Source organism: Schaalia sp. ORNL0103 (assembly GCF_019429565.1).
Lineage (GTDB): Bacteria > Actinomycetota > Actinomycetes > Actinomycetales > Actinomycetaceae > Pauljensenia.
On the sequence record NZ_JAHXSA010000001.1, the window covers coordinates 1,362,159 to 1,374,269 of the forward strand.

15 protein-coding genes are annotated in these 12,111 nt (G+C 59.1%); 7 read left to right on the top strand and 8 right to left on the bottom strand.

Annotated elements, in window-relative coordinates:
- Positions 1 to 127: 127 nt before the first annotated feature.
- The 6 genes from mcrC to JJJ16_RS05980 form a co-directional block, all read right to left on the bottom strand.
- Positions 128 to 1,171, bottom strand: coding sequence for a 5-methylcytosine-specific restriction endonuclease system specificity protein McrC (gene mcrC, locus JJJ16_RS05955; protein WP_219751741.1), 1,044 nt, complete (start codon positions 1,169 to 1,171; stop codon positions 128 to 130).
- The gene (locus tag JJJ16_RS05960) at positions 1,168 to 3,339 is read right to left on the bottom strand and encodes an AAA family ATPase (protein WP_219751742.1); all 2,172 of its coding nucleotides are present in this window, start codon (positions 3,337 to 3,339) and stop codon (positions 1,168 to 1,170) included. The genes mcrC and JJJ16_RS05960 overlap by 4 nt, the downstream gene beginning before the upstream one ends.
- A 118-nt stretch (positions 3,340 to 3,457) precedes the next feature.
- Positions 3,458 to 3,829: a type II toxin-antitoxin system VapC family toxin gene (locus JJJ16_RS05965; protein WP_219751743.1), complete on the bottom strand. Its 372-nt coding sequence runs from the start codon at positions 3,827 to 3,829 to the stop codon at positions 3,458 to 3,460.
- The gene (locus JJJ16_RS05970; RefSeq protein ID WP_219751744.1) at positions 3,826 to 4,020 is read right to left on the bottom strand and encodes a type II toxin-antitoxin system VapB family antitoxin; all 195 of its coding nucleotides are present in this window, start codon (positions 4,018 to 4,020) and stop codon (positions 3,826 to 3,828) included. Before JJJ16_RS05970 ends, JJJ16_RS05965 begins: the two co-directional genes overlap by 4 nt.
- A gap of 146 nt (positions 4,021 to 4,166) precedes the next feature.
- Complete coding sequence (locus tag JJJ16_RS05975; RefSeq protein WP_225905011.1) at positions 4,167 to 4,475, bottom strand: HigA family addiction module antitoxin; 309 nt, start codon at positions 4,473 to 4,475, stop codon at positions 4,167 to 4,169.
- A complete protein-coding gene (locus tag JJJ16_RS05980; protein ID WP_219751745.1) occupies positions 4,462 to 4,743 on the bottom strand; it encodes a type II toxin-antitoxin system RelE/ParE family toxin in 282 nt (93 codons plus the stop codon). The genes JJJ16_RS05975 and JJJ16_RS05980 overlap by 14 nt, the downstream gene beginning before the upstream one ends.
- A gap of 395 nt (positions 4,744 to 5,138) precedes the next feature.
- Between JJJ16_RS05980 and JJJ16_RS05985 the strand changes: the two genes are divergently transcribed.
- The 6 genes from JJJ16_RS05985 to JJJ16_RS10260 all read left to right on the top strand — a co-directional run bounded on the left by JJJ16_RS05985 (position 5,139) and on the right by JJJ16_RS10260 (position 8,304).
- Entirely contained in the window at positions 5,139 to 5,582 is a 444-nt protein-coding gene (locus JJJ16_RS05985) for an Asp23/Gls24 family envelope stress response protein (RefSeq protein ID WP_219751746.1), read from the top strand.
- 32 nt (positions 5,583 to 5,614) lie between these two features.
- Positions 5,615 to 5,791: a hypothetical protein gene (locus tag JJJ16_RS05990; protein ID WP_009057414.1), complete on the top strand. Its 177-nt coding sequence runs from the start codon at positions 5,615 to 5,617 to the stop codon at positions 5,789 to 5,791.
- Positions 5,792 to 5,796: 5 nt separating this feature from the next.
- Entirely contained in the window at positions 5,797 to 6,210 is a 414-nt protein-coding gene (locus JJJ16_RS05995; protein ID WP_219751747.1) for a hypothetical protein, read from the top strand.
- Complete coding sequence (locus JJJ16_RS06000; protein WP_219751748.1) at positions 6,207 to 6,755, top strand: DUF6286 domain-containing protein; 549 nt, start codon at positions 6,207 to 6,209, stop codon at positions 6,753 to 6,755. Before JJJ16_RS05995 ends, JJJ16_RS06000 begins: the two co-directional genes overlap by 4 nt.
- 13 nt (positions 6,756 to 6,768) lie before the next feature.
- The gene (locus tag JJJ16_RS06005; protein WP_219751749.1) at positions 6,769 to 7,416 is read left to right on the top strand and encodes a hypothetical protein; all 648 of its coding nucleotides are present in this window, start codon (positions 6,769 to 6,771) and stop codon (positions 7,414 to 7,416) included.
- A gap of 534 nt (positions 7,417 to 7,950) precedes the next feature.
- A complete protein-coding gene (locus tag JJJ16_RS10260) occupies positions 7,951 to 8,304 on the top strand; it encodes a type IIL restriction-modification enzyme MmeI (RefSeq protein WP_016423158.1) in 354 nt (117 codons plus the stop codon).
- Between the two features lie 70 nt (positions 8,305 to 8,374).
- On the opposite strand, the gene erm is transcribed toward JJJ16_RS10260, so the two are convergent.
- The gene (gene erm / locus JJJ16_RS06010) at positions 8,375 to 9,229 is read right to left on the bottom strand and encodes a 23S ribosomal RNA methyltransferase Erm (RefSeq protein WP_016456425.1); all 855 of its coding nucleotides are present in this window, start codon (positions 9,227 to 9,229) and stop codon (positions 8,375 to 8,377) included.
- Between the two features lie 340 nt (positions 9,230 to 9,569).
- On the opposite strand from erm, the gene JJJ16_RS06015 reads away from it, so the two are divergent.
- Entirely contained in the window at positions 9,570 to 10,805 is a 1,236-nt protein-coding gene (locus tag JJJ16_RS06015; protein ID WP_219751750.1) for an IS256 family transposase, read from the top strand.
- Here JJJ16_RS06015 and JJJ16_RS06020 read toward each other — a convergent pair.
- Positions 10,718 to 12,046, bottom strand: a complete 1,329-nt coding sequence (locus JJJ16_RS06020) for a HEPN domain-containing protein (RefSeq protein ID WP_219751751.1) — start codon at positions 12,044 to 12,046, stop codon at positions 10,718 to 10,720. The genes JJJ16_RS06015 and JJJ16_RS06020 overlap by 88 nt on opposite strands.
- Positions 12,047 to 12,111: the final 65 nt, after the last annotated feature.

Genomic DNA, 12,111 nt, shown 5'->3' on the forward strand with positions numbered 1-12,111 from the left:
GCGCAGAACCGACACGAAACACTAAGAATGCTGCGCAACCATCACGCAAATCCTCCCACCCACATTCCCAGAACCGCACGGATGTGCACCCGGCCCCGGCCTCGTCCGTTGAACGGCCGGGAACGGGTCACTTCCCCGGGAAATACTCCTCGACGATCCCATCCAGCTGCGCGCGAATCTCTTCGAAGGGGCGGTCCAGGTCGAGCGTCGTCGCGCTGATGCGGTTGCCGCTCATGCGGTAGGTGGCGTCGGGTTGGATGTCCTCGTCGGTGGCGGCGTAGAGGAGCATGCCCGAAACCTCGATGCTCTCCCCCGCGCGCTCGAAGGCGATCTGCTTGTTCTTCACGTAAGCGAAGATCTGGTACAGGTTCCCTGAATGCACGGTCCTCTTGTCGAAGTTGCTCTGCATCGTGGACGCGTAGTACTTCGCGTCGATGATGAGCACGCGGCCGCGAGCGCTCAGCGTGATGTCGCTGCGCATGGCGGGTAGGCCGTCAGCGACGCCGTCATCCAGAGCCCAGTCGATGAAGGACGCACTGGCGTTCAAACGGGGATGTTCCCTGCGGTAATACTCGAGGATGAACTTCTCATACAGGCGGCTCATGCGCTGCTCATCGAAGAAATCCATCATGCGCACGCTGCCGTCGCTCTGGGTTTGAAGCAGCCCTTTGACGACGAGCCAACACACCGCCATCAGCATGCGGTAGGTGCGGTTGTTGCGGTCGTATCGCATGTTCCAGTCCACGGTGTGCAGGTCGATGTCGCGCACGTCCGCGAAGAAGACCATGAGCTTCTTCAGGCTCTTCTTGCGCGCCCGTGAGATGTCCGAGCGCACGAGCAGCGCGACCGTCGCCTTGATGACCCGGTTCATCGTCGTGTCGACACTGAACTCGTCGTAGGAGCACACCAGCTGGCGGCGCAGAATCGCCTGCGATTTCACGGACTCGGTGACCTCGATTTTGCCGCGCAGGGAGGAGCGGGCTTCGGTCCGGTTCACGTACTCCTGCCCGAGGCCTCGTTTGAGTTGGAGGGACACGCCACGCTCAAGGATGGCGGCGCACAGCTCGGCGGCGTTATCGAAGTCCTCCGTGGCCACGGCGCGGTAGCCCTGCTCGCGCAGCGCCGAGAAGGCGTAGGCGAGCATGTGGAAGACGTTGTGGACGCGAATCACCGCAGCGACCTGCGCAGCCTGTCACTCCATTCGCGGACCTTGCCGGGTTCGTCGAACCAGTATTCCTTGAGCATCGGGATGAGCTCGTAGTCCACGATCGAGGCAAGGGCCTCGTCGGTGCAGGAGTCGGCTTCCATGTTGCAGAAGTAGCTGTGTCCGATGCAGAAGCCCTCGCCGAGAGACTCATCCTCGGCGATCGCACGGTTGAGGGATTCCACCTCGCGCACGAGTGCCTCGAACCTCGGATTGCCGAGGCCGGCGCAGTAATCGCGAAAACCCTCGGAGTCGAAAGCGGGGCTCAGCTCCACGAAGGCGAAGCGGCGACGCAGCGCGTAGTCAAGCATGGCGAGGCTGCGGTCAGCCGTGTTCATCATGCCGATAATGTGGACGTTGCGGGGCACGTAGAAGAGCTCGCGTGAGTAGAGGAGCTGAAGTTTGTTCTTCGGTCCCCGTTTGTCGCTCTCGATGAGCATAAACAGCTCGCCGAAAATCTTGGAGAGGTTGCCGCGGTTGATCTCGTCGATGATGAAAAAGTATGCGTTCTCCTCGTCGTCGGCGGCCTTCTTGCAGAAGGAGTAGAAGGCACCCTTGACAAGCTCAAATCCCGTGCCAGAAGGACGGTACCCCTCGATGAAGTCTTCGTAGGAGTAGCTCTGATGAAACTGGATCAGCATGACGCGTGAGGCGTCCTTAACCCCCATCATCGAGTAGGCGAGACGCTTGGCGGCGTAGGTCTTTCCTACACCAGGTGCGCCCTGCATGATGATGTTCTTCTTCGTGCGCAGCAGCCCCACGATCGCCTCGTAGCGTTCCTCGGGCATGTAGACCTCGTCGAGGAATTGCCGGGCGGAGTACTCCGGGAAGATTACTAGCGGCTCCTCGCTCTCAACGTCGTCATCACTGTCCTCGAAGAACGTCTCAATGCGAGAAAGGAGTTCAGGGTAGTCGGTGATCTCGGTGAGGGTCTTCATGGCCAGTCGTTCGTCGATTGGCCAGTTTCCTGCGGACGTCCAGCGGACCTCCCGACAATTCGGGTAGTGGCCGCCCTCCGGATCGTAGACGTAGTCACCCGCAACAATTCCGCGCCCGAGAATCTCTGAACGTCCCTTTTTCACAAAAACGACATCGCCCGGCTTCATCTCGTTAGCAAACTGCCATAGGGCGTGAATGTCGTTCTTCTGGGTACCGTTTTCGGGATAGGTCTGGAGCATCTGCGCCTTCAGATCTTCCTTATGCGCATAGGCAGTCAGGTCCCCAATCTCACCCCATGCCAGTCCCATGATTCCGCGCGAGTAGAACTCGTCCCACATGCAGGCGCCCCGGCCGGGGGCGTAGAGCCAATAGCGCACGGTCTCCACGTCGGCGTCCCCCAGGGCAGCCGCCTGGGCGACTTCTTCCTTGTCCTTGTCAGCCTCTTTGTTCTCACGGTTGACCTGTTCGGAAACGCGCCACGCGTATGCCGAAAGCTCGGGGAAGGAGAAGTACTCGTAGGTTCTGGATTTCAACACCGACAGAATACTGTCGCGAATCCCCAGATATTCAGTGGATTCGGGAACTTTCTTCAACAACGCCAGCACAGAACGAACCGATGAAGGCATCCGGTCGGGCAGCGCGAGGAACCATCGGTCTCGCGAACTCAGGTTGACGTAGGCATATGGGCGAATCCAGAAGAGTCCGATCGTGATGTTCCAACTGGCATGGCGCTGTTGAAGGACTGAATCGTAGGCGTGACGGAACACAGCTTCTGTCTGTTCAGTCGGCTGATCCGCGTAGGCCAGCGCAACCGCAAACAAGTCCCACAGCCTGTCGATATCCCCATCGTCCCGACGCACCTGGTCGTAGAAGGTCGCGTTGATGTTGAGCAGGACGGGGACACCGACAAAATCATCATGTAGAGGGGTCTGCACGCCGAGAGCGCCACCAATTCCGAGGGCAACCGCCCGGCGCTTATTGTCTGTGAGGCCTCGATTGAAGAGGCCGTAGACCGTAAAAGGATCAATATCCGTCGGAATACCACCGGAGTCAAGCGTCGGCAGGTCCATACCGAGTTCGGCGTAGACATGCTGCAACGTCGCAATAAGAGCTTGCCGATCATCCTTGAAGGCAAGCAGTTTGTCCGCTAGTTCCATGAAAAAGCGCGGCCATGAGTACTGGCTATCCGTCATCATGGCCACACCCTACCACCCAGGTGATCGGCGACACGATTCGCACTCGTACTCGTCCAACAGCAAAGCCGGACCACACCCTCGCGCGACCCGGCCACTACCTCGAGGAAAACGCGGACCCTCAGTCCAGGTCCGCCAACACGCCCAGGTCGCGTGCAGCCTGGCGCAGGCGCTTATCACGAGTCCACAGAGCCACACCGGGGGTTACGACAGCACTCGCCAGAAGTGCCACATCGACAGCACTGAGGCCCCTCCCCCATAGCCGACGCTCCTCGACGAGATGCCGCACGCCCTGATCATCAACACTGCGCACGATCATCAAGCGTTCAAGCGCTTTCAGGAAGATCGATCGATTCTTGAGATTCCCCAACGCGAGTTCAGTGATGACACTCTGATGCACGCACACCTGGTCACGCTCGAGCAGATCAACCAGAAGCGGTTCAGTTTTCCGCAGGTGATCGATCCAGATGTTCGTGTCAACGAGGACTCTCATGCGCGCTCTCGACTCCGAGGAGCGGCCTCCGCCGCAGAATCACTACCGCCGAGCGCAGCGAGCTGCCGACCACTCTCGATTCGAACGAGGAGTTCTACCGCATCCTTGATCAACGCGGATCGTTCTTTGACCCCAGTCAGCTCCTCAGCGCGCGCAATCAGATCATCATCGAGTGTCACAGTGGTTCTCATGTATACCTCCGATCCCAGGATAGCACCATATACATCATCATTTGATGCAACACATGATGCAGCACCTCTCTCACTCAGCTCGCCAACAGCAAAGCCGGGCCACACCCCCGGACGACCCGGCCGCTACCCCGTCAGACTGAGTTGATTCAGGCGACTTCCACCGTCATGAGGGGAACGATTCCACTCAACGTATCGCCCAGCACGTCTTCGGCACGATCAAGCTCGTAACGCATCTGCAGGTTCATCCAGAATCCCGGGGTCGTACCGAAGTAGCGAGAGAGACGCATGGCAGTGTCCGCCGTGATCCCCCGCTTCCCATGAACGATTTCATTGATACGACGGGGTGGAACACCGATAGCGACGGCGAGCTTGTGCTGCGTAATTCCGAAGCCCTCGATGAAGTCTTCCATGAGGACTTCGCCCGGGTGAATCGGAGCAATTTTAGTGGTAGTCAACGATCTCAACCCCTTCTGGACCAGCGTCGCCCCACCTAAAGCAGATTCGCCACTGATCGTTGATTCGGATACTGTACTGCCCCGCACGATTACCGCGCAGACGCTCGAGCCGGTTGCCCGGAGGAATCCGGAGGTCTTCCAGACGACACGCAGCATCAATCTGGCGCAACTTGCGCAGCGCGACGCGCACGATGCGCGCATCGAGGGAAGGAACAGGCTCCCTCGCAAACAAGTGCTCAGTCTGACGATCCCCGAATGACTGGATCATGACACAAGACTATATCCAATCCCGTTATTAACGCAAACCGTTAAGCCGCGTCACTCTTACACTCTCGCTTTTCCTCTAGCAGACGGACGACAACAGCAAAGCCGGGCCACGCCCCCGGACGACCCGGCCACGGCCTCGTCGTGAAGAGAATTCTCGTGACCTCGCATCACTATTTGCACACGCCGGTGACACATCTCACTTAACGAGGTCACGGCATATTTTCAACCAACAGGATCCGACAAACCGCGGAAGAATGGTTGCAGGGAGCGATACCAGGGCGACCGGTGGGGCACACAGACCGGTCGCGGTGTCTACGATGACACGTCGCTGACCTGGTGCTTGAGCCGCGCATCACCCAGCGGCCCCCCACCTTCGATTCAATGAAAGAGGCTCACATGAGCGACAACAACGAGAACGTTGACCAGGACAAGACCCCCGAGGGTCCCCTCCAGACCGACCACGGCACGACCACCATCGAGGAAAACGTCGTCGCTAAGATCGCCGGCATGGCCGCCCGCCAGGTGCCCGGCGTGTACGGCATGGGCAACGCCGTGCGCCGCGCCTTCAGCGCCGTAACTGACCGCATCCCCACCACCCAGACCAACGTCACCGGCGGCATCACCGTACACAAGGGCGAAACCCAGGCCGCCATCGATGTCACCGTCGTCGTCGAGTACGGCTACTCCATCATCAACGTCTGCAACGACATTCGCAGCAACATCATCGACCAGATCGAAGGAACCACCGGCCTGGAGGTCGTCGAGGTCAACATCGACGTCACCGACGTCCACCTGCCCGAGGAGGAAACAAACACCCCCGCCTCAACCGATCTGAAATAGTCGACCTCAACGCCTGAATCTGAGGAATTCTCATGAAGACAACGCACCTGGCTCTCCTGGTGGGCCTGTTCATGGGAGCCGTTCTCGCGTTCGGTTCCTTCGCCAGCTTCGTCCTCGTTGCCCTGTGTGGCGTCGTCGGATGGGTAGTGGGCCTCTATCTGGAGGGCCGGGTCGATGTCCAACGTATCCTCGATTGGCGAAAGAGGTGACGAGCATGGCCGCGCCTGACTCCGCAGTCACGCAGCCGAAGCCGTCGCGCGAGAAGGAATCCTCCTTGACGCAGCGCGGCACCACGACTATCCCGGCCAATGTCGTCGCCCGAATCGCCGCTCAAGCAGCGTTTGAGTTTGCCGCCGTAGGCTCGAACGCAGGCGGAGTTCTCGGGATTGGCTCCCGTCGAAACTTCGGGTCTCGTCCCGAGGCTACGTGCCAACTCTATGGGCAGCGCGCGATCCTCCATCTGGACCTCGGCCTCGTCTTCCCCACCCCCTTGTCCTCCACTCTCGAGGACCTGCGTGCGCACGTGAGCGGTCGCGTTGAGAAGCTGTGCGGGATGAACGTTGGCAAGATAACCATCGACATATCCTGGCTCAACCCGAGCAATCGCGTCAGGAAGCCCCTGAGATGAGAACACCCGTACCGGCAATCGTTTATCGCCCAACCCGGAGCGCACCTGCCACCCTGTTGGCGTTGCTGCTCCTCATTGTGGGAGGCCTCGGCACGTGGCTGACGGCGTACCGCTTCCTCACGGGGGCCTGGCCGCAGCGTGCCGTCGCCACGCTCGACGCGGTCGGCACGGTGTCCTTCAGCTCCATCGCAGCACTTATTGCTGCCGGAATCGCAGCCGTATGCGGCCTGTTGATGCTTGTCGCAGCACTGTGGCCTGGCCACCCCAAGCACGTCGCTTTTCTTCCCGACGATATCCCCGGGCAGACAGCACTTCACCGTTCTGACCTTGCAATCCTCGTGAAGAGGCACGTCGAACAGCTCGCCACGATTCGGTCTGCTTCCGCCACCGTGCACAGGTCACGAGTCGACGTTGTCGTCTTCAGCGACGCGGATGATTTAGACGCAGTGCGCGAAGCAGCGTCCAAGAAAGCCGACGAGGCCCTGGAGGTTTTCAACCCCGAGGGCATCACCCGCAGCCGTGTCCGCGCCAAGCGCGTGAGGTGAAAGAGAACCGATTATGCGTTCAGTTTCTGCCGCTCTCAACAGGGTTCTCCTGGCATTCTTCGGGCTGCTTATCATCTGCGCGTCCGCCTGGTTCCTCGCGTCCGGCCTCGATGCTGGCCACCATCTGCCCGGCCTTTCCGCGTACCTTGCCGCGGCGCAGGACCAATTCGGAGCGATTCTTTCGCCTCGCGCCCACTGGCTCGTGCCGTGCGGCGTTCTGGCATCAGCGCTTGCCTTCGTCACCGGTCTCTTCCTGCTCCTCATGCAGGTGCCGCGCAGGCCTGCGAATTCTCCGCTCAGGCTCAGCGGCTCCGATGGCACTCTGCTGGCTACTCTCTCCCCCGATGTCCTGTCGCAAGCCCTCTCCGAGCGCACTCAGGACCTGCCCGGTGTCGAGCGCTGCACCGTCTTCGTTACCGGTTCTCCGAGCAAGCTCTGGGTTCAGGCGGACACGAGCGTCGCACCAGACTGCGAGGTCGAGTGGACCGTGACCGAGCTCCGGAAACTATTGAACGAGGACGTGGCTACATCTCTGGGAACGCCTCCCAAGCAGCTCGACGTTCTCGTGCGCCTGGCCCGCTCGGTGAGTTCGACGTCAACATCGAAGGCCGTCACAGGCCAGCCGTCGCCGGCAATCACTGGAACGGGAACAGGCGCATGAGGCGTGGGGCAGGGCGAATGAGACCCTGCCCCACGTTTATGTGCACCATGCGACCATATTCACGAGGCCGGGGCTGAGTTCAACCTGAACGCTAACGCCCCGAAAGCTCCCAACAGCAAAGCCGGGCCACGCCCTCGCGCGACCCGGCCACTGCCTCGTAGAAGAAAACTCAGACGTTGAAGCGGAACTCCACGGAGTGTCGTCGATAAATAACTATTCGATGCGCAAAGTACAACGAAATACCGCTAGAAACAGACAACATATGGGGGTGCACAGAAACACATATAGGTTCTGCAGAAAACCTATAGGGTGCGTCGCTAAAAACCGCTGTGCGCGAAAAACATAAAGGGTTTACGGACCCGGTCCCAGACCCCTCAATACTCTGAGCCGGAAGAATGGAAAGTGGAAGGTTGATGTATCCCCACTATTTATTTTTTCCGTTTTTCGGAGTACATCGGGAGCTACAACTGCGGACCAGCTCTGTGTGAACTAGATGAGAAGGCGCAGCAGCGAATCATCGACGCTGGACAGTTGGTGCTGCGGGCACGCGAGCGGCACCCCCAGCGGTCACTCGCGGAGCACTACAACCCGTTATCGATGGACCCAATTCTGCTCAAGGCTCACAACAACTTGGACCGGGAAGTCGATAAGGCTTTCGATGTGGCACGCAAACTCACCAACGAGCGCCAGCGCCAGGAGCTACTGTTCGCCAGCTACGGGGAGTTGGCGAGGGGCTATGTCTCCTCGCTTTCATCAAAATCGAAACCACCAGCAGGGTCGTTCCCCGTGCGGGTGATTTTGATCGGTCCCGCTGCTGGGTGTAGAACCCTGTCGCTGGCAACGCCGGGAACTATGACTGTGCCCGACGAGAACACGTCACTGCCATAACGCGGCTCACGGTAGACGAACATGGGTCGTTCACTACTACTGGTGGATTTCGGTTTTGGTGGTGGGGGGATTACCGCCGCCGGCCTCGATTTTTCCGTTGAGGAGGGCGTTGACTACTTCCCGATTGTGAAATGGGCCGATGGCGCGGTGAAGAGGAACCAGTCACCTGGAAGAGATCGATCCAGTCGCTGGTGTGCAATCTGGGAGGTAGGGTTGCGGGGTCGATTCCTCGCGAGCGCAACCATGATTGTGTCTCTGAACGTGATGAAAACAACCCTGCCCTTCGGAGAATTTCCCCTATCCCGCGTCCCCGGGCGGTGAAAACGGTGTGCACCATCGCCTGAAAGGCTTTGCGTTGCTCTATCGGGATCTTCGGGTCACCCACCCGGCGGATCACTAAGATCCCCCCGTCAACGTTTGGCTGTGGCCGGAAAGCAGACCTTGGTACTCGGGAACCAAGGTGAAACGTGAACCATGGGGACCACTGAGCTGTCATCATCGTGCTTGCACCTACCCCGGCCCGGCGGCGAGCGACTTCCCACTGCATGAGGAGTACAGCGGCAGTCCATGCCGGCGCATGCAACAACTTTCGAAGAATGGCAGTGGTGAGGTGAAAGGGAATGTTTCCCACAATGACGCAGGGAGTGGCGGGTAACGGGAAGTTGAGGAAATCATCATGGACCACTTCGACCGACGCCGAGGCGGTCTTTTTTGTGAGTTTGGCAGCTAGTTTTGCGTCTACCTCAACTGCCGTTATTGCCCTCCCCAAGTGGGATATCGGGTGAGTGAGGGCACCGCTTCCTGGCCCGATCTCAATGATGGGGCCGGAGGTTTGTTTTACAAGATCGACGATGGAGTTGATGATCTTGTGGTCTGTGAGAAAATTTTGGCCATGTTCGTGACGGCCGTATCCGTATGTAGACATCAGGTGTGCTCCGTGGAGTTGAAACGGAGCCGGGCATGGCAAATGGCCGCCCGGCTAAAGGACCGGAGCGGTTTCTAACCTGCGGGAGGGAGAAAACCGCCTTAGCGGCTGGTGAGCGGCCGCATGAAAACGGAACCTGAAATCAACATGGGCCTATCGTATCCAATTACTTTCGCAGGGTCCAATACGGTGAGAAAGAAGACAACCGCACCGCAACAAGTAGTGTCCCGCATAGTGGTGTAACCGTGGGTGGTCGGCTCGTTTGATATGGGTGCGGTCACCGTGTGATCCTTCGAGAAAGCTCTCTACTTCTGACTCGAAACGATTTGGAGGCACAACGATGACCGCTCCTCATATTATCGACCCTGCTGGCATGCTTGGCGAGGCGTTGTCCCAGGCATCCCCGGATTTGATGCGTTCCTTGCTCCAGCACGTGATCAACGCGTTGTTATCAGCGGACGCTGATGCGGTGTGCGGGGCCCAGTGGGGTCAACAAGATCCGCAGCGCCAGGCCCAGCGCAATGGGTATCGCCACCGGCCCTTGGACACCAGGGTCGGCACCATTGACGTGGCGATCCCCAAGCTGCGCTCAGGTACCTACTTTCCAGAGTGGTTGTTGCAGCGCCGCAAACGCTCCGAAAGCGCCTTGATCACAGTGGTCGCTGACTGCTACTTAGCGGGAGTATCGACACGGCGCATGGACAAGCTCGTCAAAACCCTGGGGATCACAGGACTGTCCAAGTCCCAGGTCTCACGGATGGCAACAGACCTAGACGAACACGTCGATCAGTTCCGCAACCGCCCCCTCCACGATGCCGGGCCTTTCACCTTCGTCGCCGCTGACGCGCTCACCATGAAAGTACGCGAAGGAGGCCGCGTCGTCTCGTGCGCGGTCCTGGTTGCCACTGGAGTCAACAATGACGGACATCGCGAAGTGCTGGGGGTACGCGTATCTACCAGTGAGACCGCTCCAGCCTGGAAGGAGTTCTTCTCTGACCTGGTCGCCCGAGGCCTGACCGGCGTGCGCCTGGTGACCAGTGACGCCCATCTGGGCCTGGTTGAAGCCATCGCCGCCAACCTGCCCGGAGCCACCTGGCAACGATGCCGCACCCACTACGCCGCTAATCTCATGTCGGTCACCCCCAAAGCACTATGGCCCGCCGTCAAAGCGATGCTGCACTCGGTGTACGACCAACCCGACGCCGCATCGGTCAACGCACAATACGACCGGCTCTTGGACTACGTCCACGACAAGCTCCCCGCCGTGTGTGATCACCTCGATCAAGCCAGGGCAGACGTCCTCGCGTTCGCCTCCTTCCCCACCGGGGTATGGACCCAGATCTGGTCCAACAACCCCAATGAGCGCCTCAACCGCGAAATCCGCCGACGCACCGACTCCGTGGGGATCTTCCCCAACCGCCAGGCCATCATCCGCCTGGTCGGAGCCGTCCTCGCCGAACAAAACGACGAATGGGCAGAAGGCCGACGCTACCTCAGCCTCGACATCCTCACCAAATCACGACTCACACCACAACCCACCCAACAGGAGGAACCCACACTCCAACTCAGCGCATAACCCACCCCGAAGGACACAAAACGATTACACCACTCCACAGGACTTGACCCAGCTAGAGCGAGAAGCCTGTCTCGAAGCGTCGGCGAATTTCGAATCGATTCTTTGAACCTGCCGCGATATTCCTCAGGCACCTGCCCAAGCATAGCTTTACGAATCTTCTTGAACTCTGCCTCGGGGATTGGTTTCTCCTCAATAGCAAGGCCTCGATGGAGCGCCTCCGCAGCACCCACTGCCATTAGAAGATTATTCTCAACGAAACGCGCAGGAGCGTAGCGCAGGCCCAGGATCATATTGATAGCCGCCTGCAGTTTTCCCCGCACCTCACACCAGCGCGGCATGAGTTCTTCGAACGGGAGCATATCGCAGGTAAAGAGAACACTGCCAGGATCAATAGCCTTCTCATCAGATTTGCCGATTGCTACAGGGGAGTACAGAACATCCGCGCGCCGAGGTGGTAGCATCCGCCCATCTGGAAGGAGTGCCTTAGTCCCTGCAAGCTCCAACTGGAGCCAGATGACGCCAGCAGCACGGTGCGTTGCCAGCGCAATCAGATCTTGCACCAGGCTTGCAGCTTCCAACGCAGTTTTGAGGGCGGACGGCTCAGCCCAGCGGACACGGATGGATACAACATCACGCATTCGTCCAACCGTTTTCCCCCTACTCCAGTCCCAGAATGGCAGAGTATGAGTATGCTCAAGGCGATACTCAGTATCGTTGACCGTCACCGATTGCTCTGCGACCGGTTTCACCGAGATTGCCCCAGTTCCATCCGGCATGCCATTACGAGTACCGTGCTGACCCGAAAATACAGACGATGCAGCCCAGAGCATCAAGTCTTCGACAGATATCTCAGCCGCTTCAAAAGCCGCATCTTCTCGTCCGCTAACATGCGCTCCGATTATCGCTGTCGTCGCTTTCACCACCTGCGTATCCGGACTTTCGACCCGCGCGCCTATACTCCGTCTACTTCTGACGGGAACGCAGCCGAGGAGTGTGATCTCGCGTTGTTGAGCCACACCATAAATCACATCCCACACTCTGAGGCCCTCAAGCTCATCCTTAACCCCAGGCGCCAACTGCTGGAAGATACGCTCCTCGAAGGCTCCGATCAGCGAGAGGGCGAGCCCGCCCTGTCCGTCGTACCGCAAGACACCAGGCAGTCGCTCGCCAGGTGCTTCCGGCAGCCACCAGAGACCTGCCCATTCTCCAAGCTCGTCAAGTTTTAGAGGATCGTTGCTCATCATTCTTCCTGCGACAACTACTTAATCGACGGGCCAAAAGCCCGCTTTATCCCGTGCTACCTCTC